Source organism: Pseudomonas sp. F3-2, from assembly GCF_038804275.1.
Taxonomy (GTDB): Bacteria; Pseudomonadota; Gammaproteobacteria; order Pseudomonadales; family Pseudomonadaceae; genus Aquipseudomonas.
Window position 1 is genome coordinate 1,429,914 of record NZ_CP152388.1, and the last position, 18,486, is coordinate 1,448,399.

The 18,486-nt window shown below is 60.5% G+C and carries 15 protein-coding genes; 8 read left to right on the top strand and 7 right to left on the bottom strand.

The window, feature by feature from the left end:
* Positions 1 to 550: 550 nt before the first annotated feature.
* The 3 genes from AAGQ88_RS06530 to AAGQ88_RS06540 all read right to left on the bottom strand — a co-directional run bounded on the left by AAGQ88_RS06530 (position 551) and on the right by AAGQ88_RS06540 (position 4,444).
* A complete protein-coding gene (locus AAGQ88_RS06530) occupies positions 551 to 1,153 on the bottom strand; it encodes a putative adenosine monophosphate-protein transferase Fic (RefSeq protein ID WP_342654774.1) in 603 nt (200 codons plus the stop codon).
* Positions 1,150 to 1,320 (bottom strand): YhfG family protein, encoded by a 171-nt coding sequence (locus AAGQ88_RS06535; protein ID WP_342654775.1) that lies wholly within the window; start codon positions 1,318 to 1,320, stop codon positions 1,150 to 1,152. The genes AAGQ88_RS06530 and AAGQ88_RS06535 overlap by 4 nt, the downstream gene beginning before the upstream one ends.
* A gap of 211 nt (positions 1,321 to 1,531) precedes the next feature.
* Positions 1,532 to 4,444: a ribonucleoside-diphosphate reductase subunit alpha gene (locus AAGQ88_RS06540; RefSeq protein ID WP_285425160.1), complete on the bottom strand. Its 2,913-nt coding sequence runs from the start codon at positions 4,442 to 4,444 to the stop codon at positions 1,532 to 1,534.
* An 885-nt stretch (positions 4,445 to 5,329) separates the two neighbouring features.
* On the opposite strand from AAGQ88_RS06540, the gene AAGQ88_RS06545 reads away from it, so the two are divergent.
* The 3 genes from AAGQ88_RS06545 to fhuF are packed head-to-tail and all read left to right on the top strand — an operon-like array spanning position 5,330 to position 8,418.
* Positions 5,330 to 6,067, top strand: coding sequence for a response regulator (locus AAGQ88_RS06545; RefSeq protein ID WP_342654776.1), 738 nt, complete (start codon positions 5,330 to 5,332; stop codon positions 6,065 to 6,067).
* 3 nt (positions 6,068 to 6,070) lie between these two features.
* Positions 6,071 to 7,711 (top strand): ATP-binding protein, encoded by a 1,641-nt coding sequence (locus tag AAGQ88_RS06550; protein WP_342654777.1) that lies wholly within the window; start codon positions 6,071 to 6,073, stop codon positions 7,709 to 7,711.
* Positions 7,669 to 8,418 carry a siderophore-iron reductase FhuF gene (gene fhuF, locus AAGQ88_RS06555; protein ID WP_342654778.1) on the top strand — a complete coding sequence of 250 codons (750 nt, stop codon included), beginning with the start codon at positions 7,669 to 7,671 and terminating at the stop codon, positions 8,416 to 8,418. Before AAGQ88_RS06550 ends, fhuF begins: the two co-directional genes overlap by 43 nt.
* 144 nt (positions 8,419 to 8,562) lie before the next feature.
* Here fhuF and AAGQ88_RS06560 read toward each other — a convergent pair whose 3' ends face one another.
* Positions 8,563 to 9,288 carry a 4'-phosphopantetheinyl transferase gene (locus AAGQ88_RS06560; protein ID WP_342654779.1) on the bottom strand — a complete coding sequence of 242 codons (726 nt, stop codon included), beginning with the start codon at positions 9,286 to 9,288 and terminating at the stop codon, positions 8,563 to 8,565.
* Between the two features lie 397 nt (positions 9,289 to 9,685).
* Complete coding sequence (locus tag AAGQ88_RS06565) at positions 9,686 to 10,492, bottom strand: dienelactone hydrolase family protein (RefSeq protein WP_342654780.1); 807 nt, start codon at positions 10,490 to 10,492, stop codon at positions 9,686 to 9,688.
* 185 nt (positions 10,493 to 10,677) lie between these two features.
* Between AAGQ88_RS06565 and AAGQ88_RS06570 the strand changes: the two genes are divergently transcribed.
* From AAGQ88_RS06570 to AAGQ88_RS06580, 3 genes are all read left to right on the top strand, one after another.
* On the top strand, positions 10,678 to 11,106 hold the full coding sequence (locus AAGQ88_RS06570) for a hypothetical protein (protein ID WP_342654781.1): 429 nt from the start codon (positions 10,678 to 10,680) through the stop codon (positions 11,104 to 11,106).
* Between the two features lie 123 nt (positions 11,107 to 11,229).
* Positions 11,230 to 11,907 carry a response regulator transcription factor gene (locus AAGQ88_RS06575; RefSeq protein WP_342654782.1) on the top strand — a complete coding sequence of 226 codons (678 nt, stop codon included), beginning with the start codon at positions 11,230 to 11,232 and terminating at the stop codon, positions 11,905 to 11,907.
* Positions 11,904 to 13,247 carry an ATP-binding protein gene (locus tag AAGQ88_RS06580; protein WP_342654783.1) on the top strand — a complete coding sequence of 448 codons (1,344 nt, stop codon included), beginning with the start codon at positions 11,904 to 11,906 and terminating at the stop codon, positions 13,245 to 13,247. The genes AAGQ88_RS06575 and AAGQ88_RS06580 overlap by 4 nt, the downstream gene beginning before the upstream one ends.
* Before the next feature lie 167 nt (positions 13,248 to 13,414).
* On the opposite strand, the gene AAGQ88_RS06585 is transcribed toward AAGQ88_RS06580, so the two are convergent.
* Positions 13,415 to 14,413 carry an AraC family transcriptional regulator gene (locus AAGQ88_RS06585; protein WP_342654784.1) on the bottom strand — a complete coding sequence of 333 codons (999 nt, stop codon included), beginning with the start codon at positions 14,411 to 14,413 and terminating at the stop codon, positions 13,415 to 13,417.
* A 344-nt stretch (positions 14,414 to 14,757) separates the two neighbouring features.
* Between AAGQ88_RS06585 and AAGQ88_RS06590 the strand changes: the two genes are divergently transcribed.
* Together AAGQ88_RS06590 and AAGQ88_RS06595 are read left to right on the top strand one after the other, a co-directional pair.
* Positions 14,758 to 16,092: a dicarboxylate/amino acid:cation symporter gene (locus tag AAGQ88_RS06590; RefSeq protein ID WP_093460893.1), complete on the top strand. Its 1,335-nt coding sequence runs from the start codon at positions 14,758 to 14,760 to the stop codon at positions 16,090 to 16,092.
* Positions 16,093 to 16,466: 374 nt separating this feature from the next.
* Positions 16,467 to 17,648, top strand: coding sequence for a CaiB/BaiF CoA-transferase family protein (locus AAGQ88_RS06595; RefSeq protein ID WP_342654785.1), 1,182 nt, complete (start codon positions 16,467 to 16,469; stop codon positions 17,646 to 17,648).
* A gap of 128 nt (positions 17,649 to 17,776) precedes the next feature.
* On the opposite strand, the gene AAGQ88_RS06600 is transcribed toward AAGQ88_RS06595, so the two are convergent.
* Positions 17,777 to 18,271 carry a SprT family zinc-dependent metalloprotease gene (locus AAGQ88_RS06600; protein ID WP_285425149.1) on the bottom strand — a complete coding sequence of 165 codons (495 nt, stop codon included), beginning with the start codon at positions 18,269 to 18,271 and terminating at the stop codon, positions 17,777 to 17,779.
* Between the last annotated feature and the right edge of the window lie 215 nt (positions 18,272 to 18,486).

Sequence of the window (18,486 nt, forward strand, 5' to 3'; positions counted from 1 at the left end):
GAGAATCGTCGTTTCGGATCGATCAGCGAACGTGCTGCGAAGGCCACCTGTGGCAGGCCGGCGAAGCGGGTCAACGGGGCTGTTTTCAGAGTGCCAGCTTTGCAATGTGCAAACGGTCATTTTGAGTACCCTGGGTGAGCGCGGGATTATACAGATTTTGCCCGGCGCGGGTTCGTCCCTGACGGAATTTGAAGGTCGAATTGCCTTCATTTTCCGTTGCGCTTTTCCCCAAGCCATGCTTGAGAGAAAACGCGTTGATTTTAGAGATCAATCACGTATCTAGTGTTTAGCGCTGAAGCGAGACACATCATATAGTGTGCTTGGGGAGTCGGCAATCGACGGAATGGGTCGAATTCCGGCGAATTCATCCGTGTTGATGTGGGTCAAGGCTCTGATATAGCGCTGACGTTGCGTATCCAAAGGCGTACAGGGCAGATCACTCGAAAATCAGCACTCGCTGGCCAATAGAATAGAAGCGCCAGATTGAGACGAAGTCGACGAATGGCCTCAGTCGGGCTATGTCACTCATCACGGATCATCAGCGGATTTTTCAGCTACCGATTGCCTTACCCACACACCGCTCGAATACGCTTACGAGTCCCCCAAAATCATAGCCCACTGCGTCGATATTGGCCTGTATCCATTCGGTGGGCTCTACCGGCCACCAGCTGATTTCATACCCGGCGTTGACGATGATGTGTTCGAACAGGATGCGTTGGGCACGGCCATTGCCCTCGCGGAAGGGATGAACCACGTTCAGGTCGCCGAACAATTCTGCGCTGGCGTTTATCAGATTCGCCCGGTCCAGACCCTCAAACCAGTTGGCGTTGGCGAGCGACCTGAACAGTTTATTGGCTTCGGGCTCGATGCGGCTCGTGACACAGAAGTGGGTGTCGTTCTTGGAAATGTCGACGGTGCGAAGTTGGCCGGCCCATTCGTACAAGTCTGAGAACAGACTGCGATGGATTCGCTGCAGGTAGGCGAGATCATAGGGCGGTGGTGCGAACTCGATGGACTCGGCTGCTACTTCGGAAAGCGCGCGTTCAGCTTCAGCCAGGATCTGTTCGTCTTGGATTGCGAAACGGTTATGCAGGATTGCTGTACCGGGAAAGCAGTAGGGATCCTGGCCAGCGCCGTATTTGTCGAGCGTCACGCTTTTTTGCCACGGTAAATTTCCAGCAATTCCTGTCGAGTCGGGAGGGGCCGTTCAGCATCATCGGGTGTGCTGGGGAAGCCTTCCAGGCGCAGGCTGGCAGCGTAGTTGGATTTGCGCGTTTTGGCGCAATAGGCTTTCTTGGCTTCGAGAGAGGGTGTTGGCATGACGTGGACTCTTGTCGCGATGCACCCAAGTTTAGCGGAAATGGAAGCGGGCTGTGCGCGCCGCTTTTTGGGAGATTGTGTTGCTCAGGCGCGTTCGCGGGGATGTCGATGGGGGGGCAGGCGTTTCTGCGCAATGCAAACGCCGGAAAGTAAAAAGCCCCTGTGAAGGGGCTTTTTACCGCGTGCCGTCAACTGCCCGGCACATCAGATATTACTGACAAGCCTCGCAATCCGGCTCATCAATGGCGCACGCCTTTGGTACTGGCGCCGGACCGGCCGGGGCTGCTTCGGCTGGACGCGGGGCGGTGATCGCCGAGTCGTCCGGGCCGTGGCCGCCGCTGGAAACGGCGTTCAGTTTTCCGGTGTTGATGGTCGACTTCTCGGTGCTGGTCGCGGCCAGGGCACGGAGGTAGTAGGTGGTTTTCAGGCCACGGAACCACGCCATGCGGTAGGTCACGTCCAGCTTCTTGCCCGATGCGCCAGCGATGTACAGGTTCAGCGACTGAGCCTGGTCGATCCACTTCTGGCGACGGCTTGCAGCGTCGACGATCCAGCGGGCTTCGACTTCGAACGCGGTGGCGTAGAGGTCTTTGAGCTCCTGCGGGATGCGCTCGATCTGCTGAACCGAACCGTCGTAGTACTTGAGGTCGTTGATCATGACCGAGTCCCACAGATCGCGAGCCTTGAGGTCGCGAACCAGGTACGGGTTGATCACGGTGAACTCGCCCGACAGGTTCGATTTCACGTACAGGTTCTGGTAGGTCGGTTCGATCGACTGCGAAACGCCGGTGATGTTGGCGATGGTCGCGGTCGGCGCGATGGCCATGATGTTCGAGTTACGAATGCCTTTCTGAACGCGAGCACGCACGGGCGCCCAGTCCAGGGTTTCGTTCAGGTCGACGTCGATGTACTTCTGGCCACGGGCTTCGATGAGGATCTGTTGCGAATCCAGCGGCAGGATGCCTTTGGACCACAGCGAACCCTGGAACGTCTCGTAGGCGCCACGCTCGTCGGCCAGATCACAGGAAGCCTGGATCGCGTAGTAGCTGACGGCTTCCATCGAGCGGTCGGCGAATTCGACGGCAGCATCGGAACCGTAAGGAATGTGCTGCAGGTACAGCGCGTCCTGGAAGCCCATGATGCCCAGACCGACCGGACGGTGACGGAAGTTGGAGTTCTTCGCCTGAGGCACGGAGTAGTAGTTGATGTCGATGACGTTATCGAGCATGCGAACGGCTACGTCGATGGTGCGCTTGAGCTTGTCGGTGTCCAGCTTGCCGTTGACGATGTGGTTCGGCAGGTTGATCGAGCCCAGGTTGCAGACCGCGATCTCGTCCTTGTTGGTGTTCAGGGTGATCTCGGTGCACAGGTTCGAGCTGTGCACCACGCCAACGTGCTGCTGTGGCGAACGCAGGTTGCACGGGTCTTTGAAGGTCAGCCAAGGGTGGCCGGTTTCAAACAGCATCGACAGCATCTTGCGCCACAGGTCTTTGGCCTGGATGGTCTTGAACAGCTTGACCTTGCCTGGGTACTCGGTCAGCGCTTCGTAGTACTCGTAACGCTCCTCGAAGGCTTTGCCGGTCAGGTCGTGCAGGTCCGGAACTTCGGAAGGCGAGAACAGGGTCCATTTGCCGTCATCGAAGACACGCTTCATGAACAGGTCAGGGATCCAGTTGGCGGTGTTCATGTCGTGGGTACGACGACGATCGTCACCGGTGTTCTTGCGCAGCTCGATGAACTCTTCGATGTCCATGTGCCAGGTTTCCAGGTAGGCACAGACAGCGCCTTTGCGCTTGCCGCCCTGGTTCACTGCAACGGCGGTGTCGTTGACCACTTTCAGGAACGGCACGACGCCCTGAGATTTGCCGTTGGTGCCCTTGATGTACGAGCCCAGCGCACGAACCGGCGTCCAGTCGTTGCCCAGACCGCCTGCGAATTTGGACAGCATGGCGTTGTCGTGGATGGCGTGGTAAATGCCCGACAGGTCATCTGGAACGGTGGTCAGGTAGCAGCTCGACAGCTGTGGACGCAGGGTACCGGCGTTGAACAGCGTCGGGGTCGATGCCATGTAGTCGAAGGACGACAACAGGTTGTAGAACTCGATGGCGCGGTCTTCACGGGCTTTCTCTTCGATTGCCAGGCCCATGGCCACACGCATGAAGAAGATCTGCGGCAGTTCGAAGCGCACGCCATCCTTGTGGATGAAGTAACGGTCGTACAGGGTCTGCAGGCCCAGATAAGTGAACTGCTGGTCGCGCTCGTGGTTGATCGCCTTGCCCAGTTTTTCCAGGTCGAATTCGGCCAGGACAGGGTTCAGCAGTTCGAACTCGATACCTTTGGCGACGTAAGCCGGCAGTGCCTTGGCGTACAGGTCGACCATTTCGTGGTGAGTGGCGCTTTCGGCGACGCCCAGGAAACCCAGGCCTTCGGCACGCAGGGTGTCCATCAGCAGGCGGGCGGTGACGAACGAGTAGTTCGGCTCACGCTCGACCAGGGTGCGCGCTGTCATCACCAGTGCGGTGTTGACGTCGGTCAGGGCTACGCCGTCGTACAGGTTTTTCAGGGTTTCGTTCTGGATCAGGTTGGCGTCAACCTCGGCCAGGCCTTCACACGCTTCGGTGATGATGGTGTTCAGGCGACCCATGTCCAGCGGCGCGAGGCTGCCGTCTTTGGTGGTGATGCGGATCGACGGGTGAGCCTGCACAGGCGCTTCGCCGCCACGACCGGCACGCTCTTTGGAGCGGTCGTTACGATAAATCACGTAGTCGCGAGCCACTTTTTGCTCGCCAGCACGCATCAGCGCCAGTTCTACCTGATCCTGAATTTCTTCGATGTGGATGGTGCCGCCCGAAGGCATGCGACGCTTGAAAGTCGCGGTGACCTGTTCGGTCAGACGGGCAACGGTGTCGTGGATGCGCGACGAAGCGGCAGCGGTGCCGCCTTCAACTGCGAGGAAGGCCTTGGTGATGGCGACGGTGATCTTGTCATCGGTGTACGGAACAACGGTGCCGTTACGCTTGATCACGCGCAGCTGACCCGGAGCGGTCGCGGACAGGTCCTGCTGGGTCGCACCTGTCTGCGGCGCAATGGCCTGCGGATTCTCGCGAGTTGTGTCTGTTTGCATGGGTGTCTCCACGTTCTCTATGTTTATTTGGACGCCAGGGGCATCCACCGTTCCGTCTTGAGGCAGTTGACCGACAAACGTCAGTCCAGAAACTTCAAAACGGAGGGAAAGGCTGATTGACCGTCCTTGGTTTCGAAGTCCAGAAGGGTGCGGGTCTGAGCCCGTCGCCCGGAAAAAACTGTTGCAGAATGCTCGACTTGTGTTGCAACACTTGTACCGCTACGCGCAGATCGTGACGCTTGCTGTCTGCCATTCGCGTGAAAGCGGTCAGGCGGTAAAACCGGGGGTGGTTCAGCCCTTTGAACACGAGAAAAAATGCTTGAAATCTCTCGGTCACTTGTGTTTGGTTTTTCGAGTCAAACCCTACATGTAGGGTCTTCATCAGCGACGGGCTACAAGATAATGCGTTTCGGACACCAATTGCAACGTGTCACCTGTGGATAAAGCTGTGTGTAATTTGTGTGCGAATCGGGGAAATCGCGTGTAGGCCGCATGGCGACTGGGATGGGCGATTTTTCAGGGGTAGAAATCAATTTTCGGGTTTTTTGCGGGCGCGCACCCTATCACGAAATAAGGGATTGGCAATGGCGACGGACGGGTGGTTTGGCATGTCGTGTGTCATGTTGGGCGAGTGGGTACTATTGCGACGGATCAACACTGTACCTCTTGAACGACGCTATACCTTTTGAACGCTGTACCTGTAGGAGCGTGGCTTGTCCCGCGATCGGCCGGGAACCGGTCGTAAGATCGGCCAGTGGTGTTGTCTGGCACAACGCATTCTCCGGTTTGACTGTTGCTGCGCAACAGATCGCGGGACAAGCCACGCTCCTACAATGGATGTCCCGCGCCACTATTAATAAGAACAATCACCAGGAGACACCGACCGTGCACCAAGAACCCTGGCAGGTGCTGATCGTCGAGGATGATCGGCGGCTGGCCGAGCTGACCCGCGATTACCTTGAAAGCAACGGCCTGCGCGTCAGTCTGGAAGGCAATGGCGCGCGCGCTGCTCAGCGGATCATCGACGAGCAGCCGGACCTTGTGATTCTCGACCTCATGCTGCCCGGCGAAGATGGCCTGAGCATCTGCCGCAACGTGCGCGGCCGCTACGAGGGACCAATTCTGATGCTCACGGCCCGCACCGACGACAGCGACCAGATTCAGGGTTTGGACATGGGCGCCGACGATTACGTAGGCAAACCGGTCCACCCTCGGGTTCTGTTGGCGCGCATTCATGCCCTGTTACGGCGCACCGAGCCGGCGCAAACGCCCGCTCCAGAGCAGCGCCGTCTGGTGTTCGGTCCTCTGGTGGTCGACAACGCGCTGCGCGAGGCCTGGCTCAACGACCACAGCATCGACCTCACCAGCGCCGAATTCGACCTGCTGTGGCTGCTGGTGGCCAACGCCGGTCGCATTCTCTCCCGTGAGGAAATCTTTACAGCGCTGCGCGGCGTCGGCTATGACGGCCAGGACCGTTCGATCGATGTGCGCATTTCGCGAATCCGTCCGCGCATCGGTGACGATCCTATCCATCCGCGCCTGATCAAGACCGTGCGCAGCAAGGGCTATCTGTTCGTACCGGAAGCGGCCGGGGACATGAGTCACGTCATGCTCAACGGCTGACCCATGCACTCCATCTTTCTGCGCATTTACGGCGGCATGCTGGGCGTTCTGGTGCTGGTCGCCTTGCTGGGCGTGCTGACGCTGCACCTGGTCAACAAGGTGCGCAGCGAGCAATACCGCGAGCAACTGGCCCACGGCACTTTCACCTTGATGGCCGACAACCTGAAACACATGGACAGCATCGAACGCACCCGGGCGCTGGCCGTGTGGGAACGGTTACTCGGCATTCCGCTGGCGCTGCAAACCGCCGCCCAGGCGCATCTGGATGGCGGCGCGCGCAATCGGCTGAGTCGTGGCCAGGTTATCGTCGAACAGACCGGCCCCCATGCCGCTCGGGTCTTTCGCGAAGTCGCGCCGGCGGGCTCGTCAGACAGCGGGGCAGCGTTGCTGTTGACCGGCGAAGTGCAGCAGATCAGTGAGCAGTTGGCCCGGGCGACGCTCTTTCTGCTGCTCGATGAGTTGGTGCGTGTGCCCGTTGACGAGCAGCCGATGCGCCTGGAAAACCTGCGTGTGAGCAAGGGTTTCGGCTTCGACCTGCACCTGATCAGGCTGGAGCAGGCCGACGTCGACGACGATCAGCGTCGGCGCATCGAGGAGGGCGATACGGTAATGGCGCTGGGCAAGGGCGGCGATTCCATCCGCGTGCTGTCCGGCGTCGGTAAAACCCCGTGGGTGCTGGAGATCGGCCCGCTGTACCAGATGAATCCTTACCCGCCCGAATTGCTGATTCTCATCGCATTTCTGGGGCTGTGCCTGATCGGTCTGGTGGTGTATTTACTCGTGCGCCGATTGGAGCATCGCTTGCGCGGGCTGGAGGCCGCCGCGACGCGAATCGCCCAAGGCAGCCTGGAAACGCGCGTGCCGGAAAGCGGCGCCGATTCGGTGGGGCGTCTGGCCTCGGCGTTCAATGGCATGGCCGAGCATCTGCAGCGTTCGCTGACCATCCAGCGTGAACTGGTGCGGGCGGTGTCCCACGAGCTGCGTACGCCGGTGGCGCGCCTGCGCTTCGGTCTGGAGATGATCGGCGAGGCGAGCACGCCCCAGGCGCGGCACAAATACATGGTCGGCATGGACAACGATATTCAGGACCTCGACAAGCTGGTCGACGAGATGCTGACCTATGCGCGTCTGGAGCAGGGCGCGCCAACCTTGAATTTCCAGCGGATCGACCTTGACGCGTTGATCGATCAAGTGATCGCCGAGCTTGCGCCACTGCGCGCCAACGTTCGCGTCACCCGTGGCCAGTGCCTGGTGGTCAACGAAGATGCCGCTCTGGGCAACGAAGCCTGGGTCGAGGCCGAACCCCGTTACCTGCACCGCGCGTTGCAGAATCTGGTGGGTAACGCCACGCGGCACGCGGAATCCGAGGTCTGTATCGGCTATCAATTGAGCCAGACGCGCTGCCGCGTCGATGTCGACGACGATGGCCCCGGCGTGCCGGAAACGGCATGGGAGCGGATTTTCACGCCGTTCATGCGCCTGGATGACAGCCGCACGCGGGCTTCCGGCGGTCATGGTCTGGGGCTGTCGATCGTCCGGCGGATCATTCACTGGCACGGCGGGCGCGCGTTGATCGGGCGCAGTCAGCACCTGGGCGGCGCGTGCTTCAGCCTTTCCTGGCCGCGACAACAGGAGGACGTTTGAGCGTTTGTGTGTTTGACGGCCCGTTGGCCACCTTTGCGGACACCGTCGTCGCGGATGACAGGCGTCCTGTCGTGCCGCTGCCAGAGCTGTTGCGCGATGACACGCTGGATCGCCTGCTGCTGAAGGTCTACGGCCCTGAACTGATGCCGGGCGTGTTGCCGGTGCTGGTGTCGCAGTGGTTCAAGTTCTACGCCATGCAGTTGATCCCGCCGGTGGTAGTGGCGACGCTGACGCGAGGGGTCAGTTGGCCATTGCAGCTGGATCAACTGGCTTTTGCCGTGAATGAACAAGGCGTCCTCGACGGGGTGAAGTTTTACGCAGCGGCGTACGAAACGTCTGCCTCGGAAGATCCATTCGTGCGGTTTGCGCCTTTGCTCGACAATCTGCAACACGTCATCGCCCGATTGAGCGCTTACGGCAGCGTGGCGCCGAGCGTGTTGTGGAGCAGCGCCGGGGATTACCTGGAAACCTGCCTGCGGCAATTGGCGGCGGTCAGCGATGTGTCGCTGGCGTCGGGTTACGGGTTGTTGCGCGAAAGGCTGCGGCCGGACGGGAAACGCAATCCGCTGTTCAATGCGATCACTTATATAGAAGGGCAGAACGGGCAGTGGGTCAGGCAGCGGCGCAGTTGCTGTCTGAGTTACCGGGTTGAGTGGGTCGGACGGTGTGAGCATTGTCCGTTGCGTGGGGCCGACACCGAACAATGACATAACATCTGAAGGGGTGAGCGTGCTCGCGATCGCGGTGACGCCTGTGGGAGTGAGCTTGCTCGCGATCACGGTCCGTCAGATGAGTGAGTGTTCGATGAGCCGCCGCAATCGCGGGCAAGCGCTCCTACAGTGGTTTTCCGTTCACGCGGGGATGGCCACCAGGCTCAACAACTGCCCGTCGCGCACGCTGAACTGCGCCTCCAGCTCCTTGCCGTCATGCCATTCGGCGCTGAGATCGATCTTCAGCCGCAGGCGCGCGCGGCCGTCGTCCGACCACTCCAGCAACTCGGCGTCCTCGAAGTAAAAGCGCTTAAGCACGAGGGGATAAAGCGCCTTGAACAGGCTTTCTTTCAGCGAAAACGTCAGCGTCACCTGGTGGGCGACCTGATGTTCCGGGCCTGCGGCCATGCGCTTGAGCTCGTCGGCGGTGAGGATTTCCCCGGCCAGGCGGACGGCGCGCTCGTTGCTCATCAACTGCTCCGCATCCATGCCCAGCCCGCGCCAATGTTGACGACGGGCCACAATGGCGGCGGCCCAGCCGGTGCTGTGGGTGATCGAGCCGCACAGGCCCTCCGGCCAGACCGGTGCGCGATCATCGCCGATCGGTGGCACATGCGTGCGGCCGTCCAGCAGGCGCATGGCTTCGCGGGCGCACAGGCGGCCGGCAAGAAATTCGGTCTGCCGTTTTGCCACCGAGCGCTGAATGCTTGCGGGCGGATCGATCAGGCAGCGTTGAAAATCGCCATCGGCCAGTTTGTGCGGATCGAAGGGCGTGCTGACCAACACCACATCAGCCAATGGCTGAGGCAGCGGCCAGTGATGAGTGAGAGCGGGGCAGCAGAGTGGAAGATCAGGGGATGAGCTCATGGACGGCATTTTGCCGGAACTGGATCAGGGCACGCCACACGCAAGCCACCAACGGTGGGCGTGAGCTTGCATGCGATCGCGTTATTTCCGCCGCTTTGAATGCCACAGACAGACAGCAATCGCGAGCAAGCTCACTCCTACAGGGTTTTGCAGCGCTGCGAAATTTCCAGGCCACCCACACGTCCCATGGGAGCGAGCCGACTCGCACCACTGGCTCGCGACTGCCGCATTTCTGCCAAATGCACCGGCCCTTTCCCGGCTAAATCCGGTCCTACAGACGTTGCAAGCTTTTCGTAGGACCGGCTTCAGCCGGGAAGGCGTCGGGTGCTGCGCCATTGATCGAAGAGCGCGTTAAATACGGTCGTCTCACACCTGCAAGGCATGGGTCGCTGAATCGTTACAAGGTCGAGTTCTTCGCGAACTGCTCTTTCAGGAACGCTTTCATGTCTGCCCACGAACTCATGTCGGCGGCCTGGCTGTAGCCGATGTCCGGGCCGCCATGGTCGCCGTGACTGAGCTTGTCGGCGTCGGGATTGGTAAAGCCATGTTTCGCGCCTTCGATGCCGACGAATTTGTAGTCGGCCTTGGCCGCGTCCATTTCCTTCTTGAAGTCCGCGACATTCTGCGCCGTGACCATGGTGTCGTTGTCGCCATGCTCAATCAGCATCGGCGTCTGGGTCACGCCCTGTCTGGCGGGCGTCTTGGTGGTCAAGGCACCGTGGAAACTGACGACAGCGGCCAGCGGTTCGCCCCGTCGCGCGGCGTCGAGCACCACGCCGCCGCCGAAGCAGTAGCCGATGGCGGCGATCTTCCTGGGGTTGGTCTCTGGCTGTTTTTTCAATTGCTCGACACCTGCGTCGAAGCGTTTGGCCGATGCTGCTGCGTCAGCCGTGGCCGCTTGCATGAAGGCCATCGCGTCTTTCGGGTGTTCGGTGTTCTTGCCTTCGCCATACATGTCGATGGCCATGGCGCTGTAGCCCAGCACGGACAGGTCGCGGGCGCGGCGTTTGGCGTAGTCGTTCAGGCCCCACCATTCATGCACCACGACAATGCCGGGGCGTGGGCCTTTGATGGCGTCGTCGTACGCGAAGTAGCCGACCAGGCGAGTGCCGTCGGCGCTTTTGTAATCGATGGTCCGGGTCTGCACCTCTGCCTGGGCCAGGCCGGCCAGGCACATGAGGGTGAAGGCTATGAGTAAACGCATGTTCAATCTCCTTGTCCGGTTGCTCGTCTGGCGATGAGCCTAGACGATTGTGCCGCTCAAGTTCCGACCGGAAGGGTGCTCGTATGTTCAGCTCGGGTTCAGTGGGTGTTCAGGAGGGGTTCAGCGCTCGCTGCGTATGCTTCAAACCGTACCCGACAAGGCGCCTGGCGCCGGAGGACCTGCACATGCTGACGTTCAATAAGTTTTTCCTGGCGCTGGCGTTTCTCGGCGGCAGCGCGGCGGCACAGGCCGCGGACGGCAATGCTGACGTTTCACGCATCGACTACGGCAAGAACAGCGAAAAGACCGACAGAACCAGTGGCATTCGGCGGACGCAGAGCGTCAGCACGGCGATCGGCGGCTGGAGTGAGGGTTTCACCCAGCAACCTGTCGATCATCCCTACTGCGTGAGCTTCGAAAACCTGTCGGCCACGGTCAACGGTGTCAAGCTTCGCCAGGAATCCCAGCTCGCCAGCTACGATGTGAAGATGCCATCAAGTACTGCGGCTAAACTGTTCAGCGACGCCACGCCCGCCCGCACGCTCGGTGCCGGAGAGTCGCTGAGCCTGAGCGACAGTCCAGACAACTACTTGCCAGTTCACCGTGTGTTGTAAGCCGCCGATGTTTTTGCCGGTGTCCGGATTGCGCAATCGTCGCCAGGGTCGTCACCATGACGGCCTTGGCAATGTCGTTGGGGTCCACGAATCGAGAGGTATGCCTTTGCCTGGGAGTGCGTCATGAAATTGCTGGTTGTCGAAGATGAAGCCCTGTTGCGTCATCACTTGCAGACCCGACTGACCGAGAGCGGCCATGTGGTCGAGGCGGTGGGCAATGCCGAGGAGGCGTTGTATCAGGCGGGGCAGTTCAACCACGATCTGGCGGTAATCGATCTGGGCCTGCCGGGCATTGGCGGCCTGGACCTGATTCGTCAGCTGCGCGCTCAGAACAAGGCGTTTCCGATCCTGATCCTCACCGCACGCGGCAACTGGCAGGACAAGGTCGAAGGCCTGGCCGCCGGTGCTGACGATTACGTGGTCAAGCCGTTTCAGTTCGAAGAGCTGGAGGCCCGGCTCAATGCGCTGTTGCGCCGCTCGAGCGGCTTCACGCAATCGACGATCATTGCCGGGCCGCTCACCCTGGACCTCAACCGCAAGCAGGCCTCGCTGGACGAACAGCCGCTGGCGCTGACCGCTTACGAATACCGGATTCTGGAATACCTCATGCGCCACCATCAGCAGGTGGTGCCCAAAGAGCGCCTCATGGAGCAGCTCTATCCCGATGACGACGAGCGCGATCCGAACGTGATCGAAGTGCTGGTCGGTCGCCTGCGCCGCAAACTGGAAGGGCCCGCCGGCTTCAAACCGATCGATACCGTGCGCGGCCTGGGCTACCTCTTCACCGAGCGCTGTCGATGATTCGTTCGCTTCGCCTGCGTCTGATGCTGGCCGCCGCGACTCTGGCGGTCATCTTCATGCTGCTGATGTTGCCTGCGCTGCAAAGCGCGTTCAGCCTGGCGCTGGAAAGCTCCATCGAAAAACGACTGGCCTCGGACGTCACCACGCTGATTTCCGCGGCGCGGGTGGAGGATGATCGGCTGTTGATGCCGACGCTGCTGCCAGGCGAGCAGTTCAGCCTGCCGGACAGCCGCTTGCTGGGCTACATCTATAACCGCGCCGGCAAGCTGGTCTGGCGGTCCCGCGCCACAGAAGACGAAGCCATCGACTATCAGCCGCGCTATGACGGTCGGGGTAACGAGTTCGCCAAGATCCGTCAGCCCAATGGCGAAGAATTCTTCGTGTATGACGTGGAAATCAAACTGCTGGGCGGACGCAATGCCGCCTACAGCATCGTCGCCTTGCAACCGGTGCGTGAATATCAGGAAACCATTTCCGGTCTGCGTGAAAAGCTCTATCTAGGTTTCGGCGGCGCATTACTGGTGTTGCTGATTCTGCTCTGGGTCGGCCTGACCTGGGGCTTGCGTGCACTGCGCGGGATGAGTCAGGAGCTCGATCAGGTCGAAGCCGGTTCGCGGGAGAGCCTCAGTGAAGAACACCCCAGCGAACTGTTGCGTCTGACCGATTCGCTCAACCGCCTGTTGCGCAGTGAACGTGAACAGCGCATTCGCTATCGCGACTCACTGGGCGATCTGGCCCACAGCCTGAAAACGCCGCTGGCCGTCTTGCAGGGCGTCAGTGAAAAGATCGCCAAGCGCCCCGAAGACCTTGAGCAGGCGCGCATTCTGCAATCGCAGATCGAGCGCATGAGTCAGCAGATCGGTTACCAGCTGCAGCGTGCCAGCCTGCGCAAAAGTGGTCTGGTGCGCCATCACGTCGCGTTGAAGCCGGTCATTCAGAGCCTGTGCAACACGCTGGAGAAGGTCTATCGCGACAAGCAGGTGACGGTCGTGCTCGACTTGCCGGACAACTGTCAGGTGCAGATGGAGGAGGGCGCGCTGCTGGAGATGCTCGGCAATTTGCTGGAAAACGCCTATCGCCTGTGCCTGGGTGAGGTGCGGGTCAGTTGGCGGCCTTCGATGATGGGCGACGAACTGTGCATCGAAGACGACGGCCCCGGTGTCCCCCTCAACCAGCGCGCCCGAATTCTGGAGCGTGGCGAGCGCCTGGATCAGAAAAACCCGGGTCAGGGCATCGGCCTTGCGGTGGTCAAGGACATCATCGAAAGCTACGGCGCAGGGCTGACTTTGGGGGATTCGGAATTGGGCGGCGCAGCGTTCAGGATTCAGTTTGCGATTTAAACTACCCGTCACAACCCTGTAGGAGCGTGGCTTGTCCCGCGACCGGCTGCGCAGCAGTCGACAATCCGGACACTTGGGCGTCTATCCCTGCGCATTGTCAGGAAATGCTGCCGCTGCGCGACAGATCGCGGGACAAGCCTAGCTCCTACCCAATATGCTCAGGCCCTTCAGACCGCCTGCGCCCGATACGCTCCTGGCGTGAGGCCTGTCCATTTCTTGAACGCGCGATGAAACGCCGAAGGCTCCGAAAACCCCAGTTGCTCGGCGATCTGCTGCAGTGAAAGGTTTGGCTGACCCAAATGGTAAATCGCCATGTCCCGGCGCAATTCGTCCTTGAGCCCCTGAAAACTGGCGCCTTCCTCACGCAGATGCCGGCGCAATGTTTGCGCGCTGATGTGCAAGTGATCGGCGACCGTTTCCAGGTCCGGCCACTGATTGCAATCGCGGCTGAGCAGGCGACGCAACTGGCTGCTCAGGCTGTCACCCTCATCGGGGCGGGCAAGCAGGTCAGCGGGAGAGCGTTCGAGAAACCGCTTTAACGTACGCTCGTCCTGCAGCAGCGGCAGGTTCAGGTAACGGTGATGGAAGGTCAGGGCCGTGCGCTCGGCATCGAATCGCAACGGCGAATAAAACAGCAGCTCGTACTCCGCGCCATGGGCGGGGCGCGAATAGGCGAACGTCGACTGCTCCAGGCGAATACGCTGGCCGATCAGCCAGCTCGCCAGCCGGTGCCAGATCACCAGCAGCGACTCGCTGAGAAAATGTTCCGGGTCACGCAGGCTCGAATCGTCCAGGCACAGCCGCACCCATTCGCCATCGCGCTCAAGGCTCAGCCGTGGGGCCTGCGCAAACAGGCCATAAAACCTGAACCCGCGCTGCAGCGCTTTTTCCAGCGTCCGGCAATGAATCAGGGCGTGGCACATCATCGCGAACGTGCCGCGTCTGCTGGGCGCAAGGCCAAAGCCCATGAATTCGTCATCCAGAGCGCGCCAGACCAGCTGGATCAGCCGTGCGAACTGCTCCGGCGCGATCCGCGCCCTTGGCTCGTTCAGCCATTCAGGCTGTATACCCGCCTGCTCCAGTATCGGCCGGCAATCAAGGTCGTAATGCCGCGCGCCTTGCAGAACGGCCCGGGCGAAGTGGCTGGCGATGGTGCGATGGCGCATGGGGCTGCTCTTTTTGTGTTTTGGCTGCGGATGCGTGAACGCAGGGTCGCGCCGATCGTTGTCGCCTGCAAGGCGGATACCCGCCAATGACAGCGCCTATTTGTCGAAAAAGGGCGGAAATCCGCCACCGTGCCGACCGATTTCAGACTAGGATTCAGCGAACGGTCCTTGCCACTTGGGGTTTCTGGCGCTTTATCGAACGATGGCACGGGGCTTGCGTTAATGGGTGCAGAGGTCTGCCTGAGAGCAGCTCGACAACAACAAATCCCTCCGAGCAGGAGGGTTCGCACTTTAGGCGTCGCTGCATCTGGAATGCTGCAAACGATGCTCTTGAGGAAACTGCAATGACGACTCGTCAGCCAATCTACAAATCCCTGTATGCCCAGGTGATCGTTGCAATCATCATCGGTATCGCACTCGGTCACTGGTATCCCGACACTGCCGTTACGCTCAAACCCTTGGGTGACGGGTTCATCAAACTGATCAAAATGGTCATCGCCCCCATCATTTTCTGCACCGTGGTCAGCGGTATCGCTGGCATGCAGAGCATGAAATCCGTGGGCAAGACCGGCGGTTACGCGCTGCTCTACTTCGAAATCGTGTCGACCATCTCGCTGATCATCGGCCTGATCGTGGTCAACGTGGTTCAGCCGGGCGCCGGCATGAACATCGACGTTTCGACCCTCGATGCTTCCAAAGTTGCCGCCTACGTCACGGCCGGTAAAGACCAGAGCGTGATCGGTTTCATTCTGAACGTGATCCCGAACACCATCGTCGGTGCCTTCGCCAACGGTGACATCCTGCAAGTGCTGATGTTCTCGGTCATCTTCGGCTTCGCGCTGCATCGCCTGGGTTCGTACGGCAAGCCGATCCTGGACTTCATCGATCGCTTCGCTCACGTGATGTTCAACATCATCAACATGATCATGAAGCTGGCCCCACTGGGTGCGCTGGGCGCGATGGCCTTCACCATCGGCGCTTACGGCGTCAGCTCGCTGGTGCAGTTGGGTCAGCTGATGCTGTGCTTCTACATCACCTGCCTGCTGTTCGTCCTGCTGGTGCTGGGCAGCATCGCCCGTGCGCACGGTTTCAGCATCCTCAAGCTGATCAAGTACATCCGTGAAGAACTGCTGATCGTGCTGGGGACCTCTTCCTCTGAATCGGCTCTGCCACGCATGCTGATCAAGATGGAGCGTCTGGGCGCGAAGAAATCCGTCGTGGGTCTGGTGATCCCGACCGGCTACTCGTTCAACCTGGACGGCACGTCGATCTACCTGACCATGGCGGCCGTGTTCATCGCGCAAGCGACCAACACCCACATGGACATCACCCATCAGATCACCTTGCTGCTGGTGCTGCTGCTGTCTTCCAAAGGCGCAGCGGGCGTGACCGGTTCGGGCTTCATCGTACTGGCGGCGACCCTGTCTGCCGTCGGTCACCTGCCGGTGGCGGGTCTGGCGCTGATCCTGGGTATCGACCGCTTCATGTCCGAAGCCCGTGCACTGACCAACCTGGTCGGTAACGCAGTCGCGACTCTGGTCGTGGCCAAGTGGGTGAAGGAACTGGACGTGCCGCAAATGCAGGCTGAACTGGCCAGCGGCGGTCGCGCCATCGAAGAAACCCGTCCAGAGGACGACCTGGGCGTGGCTGAAGGTTCTGCCACGGTAGGGCGCTCTTGATCGCTTAGCGTCTGGCTGATGTGAAAAACCCGCCCGAGGGAAACCCGGGCGGGTTTTTTATTGGCTGTAAGTCGGGAAACAGTACCTTTGGGTGTGGGCTTGCTCGCGAAGCCTCAGCTCCGCGCCGAATGTCCTGCGCATGCACCGGTTTGTTCCCGGCTAAAGCCGGTCCTACGAAAAGCTTGCAGCGTCCGTAGGACCGGCTTTAGCCGGGAAGGCTTCGGGTATTACGCCGTAGATCGAGGGGCTATAAAGACAATTGGCTCACAACCTCCGAGGCCGCCTGCAAGTCTTGATGATGGATCGGGTCATTGCCCCGCCGAACACCCCGACCTACGCTGTTCCTCATCACTGATGTCCAGGGAAGCGCCCGCATGCAAGGTCCGTTGTCTTCGCTCAAAGTCCTCGATTTTTCCACGCTGCTGCCCGGCCCTTTTGCTTCGTTGTTGCTGGCCGATATGGGTGCCGACGTGTTGCGCATCGAATCGCCGACCCGGCCAGACCTTCTGCGCACGCTGCCGCCCCATGACCAGGGCGTGTCCGCCAGCCACGCGTATCTCAACCGCAACAAGCGCAGCCTGGCGCTGGATCTCAAACAGCCGCAGGCGATCGAGGTCGTCAAACGACTGGTCGCGGATTACGACATCGTGCTGGAGCAGTTCCGGCCCGGCGTGATGGAGCGTCTGGGCATCGGTTATCAGGCGCTGCAGGCGATCAATCCGAAGCTGATCTACGTGGCAATCACCGGCTACGGCCAGACCGGCCCTTATCGCGACCGTGCCGGGCATGACATCAACTATCTGGCGCTGTCGGGACTTGCCAGCCACACCGGTCGCAAGGACAGCGGCCCGTTTCCATTGGGCGTGCAGGTCGCCGATGTGGCGGGCGGTTCGCTGCACGGCGTGATCGGCTTGCTGGCAGCCGTGGTGGCGCGCAACGAGACCGGGAGAGGGCAGTACGTCGATGTCAGCATGACCGACTGCGCTTTCAGCCTGAATGCCCTGGCTGGCGCCGGTGCCCTGGCGGCGGGCGTCGAGCCGCGCCGGGAAGACCAGATGCTCAACGGCGGCAGCTTCTATGACTACTACCGCAGCCGTGACGGGCGCTGGTTCGCGGTCGGCAGTTTGGAGCCTGTGTTCATGGATGCGCTGTGCGAGGCTTTGGGGCGACCCGAATTGGCGCAGTCGGGACTTTCACCGGACCATGCCCGGCAGATGGCGCTCAAGCAGGCGTTGCAGATTGAGTTCGAACGGCGCAGTTTTGCCGAACTTACGACCTGTTTCGCAGCGATTGATGCATGCGTCGAGCCGGTGCTGAGCTTCTCGGAGGCGGTGGACCATCCACAGTTGCAAGCCCGGCAGGTGGTCACGCTGGTGCCGAGGAGCGATGGCAGCGCTCAGCCACAGATGGCGTGCCCGCTGAAGTTTTCCGAAGGCCTCGCACCGCCCCGGCATATCGGTGTGTCAGTGGGTGCGCACAGCGAACAGGTGCTGGCGGAGGCGGGGTTTGATCAGGAGCAAATCAGCGCCATGCGTGCAAGCGGGGTCATTGGCTGACAGGTGTGGCGCAGCCACCGGCCTCTTCGCGAGCAAGCTCGCTCCCACACGTTCAAGTATGCCTCGATCCCCTGTGGGAGTGAGCTTGCTCACGAAAGGGCCGGTGAGGACTGGAGAGAAGAGGAGGATTACTCGACCCGCGTCTCGCCGCTGAACACTAGGATTTCCCGACACCGGCGGCACAGATAACGCCGACCTTTGCGCACCAGCTTGTGCCGCTGCACGGAAAACGGGAAATCGCTTTCCGGGCACGGGCAACGGTAGATGTAGCGGGTCACGCTGCGACGCTGGATTTCATAGGTGTGGCAGCGGTTGGGCGGCAGCTCGTACACGCCACGCATGATCAGTTGCCACTCTTCGCCGTGAGGCGCGATGGTGTCGCCGAACAGTTGATGGGCGACTAGGTGCGCGACTTCATGGGCCACGGTCTGACGCAGGAAATCTTCACTGTTTTCGCGGTACAACTGCGGATTGAAGCGCAGCATGTTTTCGTGCAGATGCGCGACACCGGCCTTCTGGCCCCTTAATTTGAGGCTGACGACAGGGCGTTTGAAAGGGCGTTTGAAGAAGTCTTCGGCTTGTTGGTAACAGGATTCGACGCGGGTATTGAGTTGCTCGAGCATGCTTCATCGGTCTCCAGAGGAGGCGAGTATGCCGCAAAGCGCGTCCCTGCCGAAAACCTGAGCTGCCGAATGGTCATGAATTCACCGCCGAGCCGTGTAGGAGTGAGCGTGCTCGCGATTGCTATCTGTCAGAGAAGTCCTTGTGTCTGGCAGACCGCAATCGCGAGCAAGTTCACTCCTGCAGGTTTTGCGTACGGTCGCTGGATCGATGACCG

Coding starts and splice junctions, on each gene's coding strand:
- AAGQ88_RS06535 (WP_342654775.1), bottom strand. CDS start 1,320: ATGCCAACACCCTCTCTCGAAGCCAAGAAAGCCTATTGCGCCAAAACG.
- AAGQ88_RS06540 (WP_285425160.1), bottom strand. CDS start 4,444: ATGCAAACAGACACAACTCGCGAGAATCCGCAGGCCATTGCGCCGCAG.
- AAGQ88_RS06550 (WP_342654777.1), top strand. CDS start 6,071: ATGCACTCCATCTTTCTGCGCATTTACGGCGGCATGCTGGGCGTTCTG.
- AAGQ88_RS06560 (WP_342654779.1), bottom strand. CDS start 9,288: ATGAGCTCATCCCCTGATCTTCCACTCTGCTGCCCCGCTCTCACTCAT.
- AAGQ88_RS06565 (WP_342654780.1), bottom strand. CDS start 10,492: ATGCGTTTACTCATAGCCTTCACCCTCATGTGCCTGGCCGGCCTGGCC.
- AAGQ88_RS06570 (WP_342654781.1), top strand. CDS start 10,678: ATGCTGACGTTCAATAAGTTTTTCCTGGCGCTGGCGTTTCTCGGCGGC.
- AAGQ88_RS06575 (WP_342654782.1), top strand. CDS start 11,230: ATGAAATTGCTGGTTGTCGAAGATGAAGCCCTGTTGCGTCATCACTTG.
- AAGQ88_RS06580 (WP_342654783.1), top strand. CDS start 11,904: ATGATTCGTTCGCTTCGCCTGCGTCTGATGCTGGCCGCCGCGACTCTG.
- AAGQ88_RS06585 (WP_342654784.1), bottom strand. CDS start 14,413: ATGCGCCATCGCACCATCGCCAGCCACTTCGCCCGGGCCGTTCTGCAA.
- AAGQ88_RS06590 (WP_093460893.1), top strand. CDS start 14,758: ATGACGACTCGTCAGCCAATCTACAAATCCCTGTATGCCCAGGTGATC.
- AAGQ88_RS06595 (WP_342654785.1), top strand. CDS start 16,467: ATGCAAGGTCCGTTGTCTTCGCTCAAAGTCCTCGATTTTTCCACGCTG.
- AAGQ88_RS06600 (WP_285425149.1), bottom strand. CDS start 18,271: ATGCTCGAGCAACTCAATACCCGCGTCGAATCCTGTTACCAACAAGCC.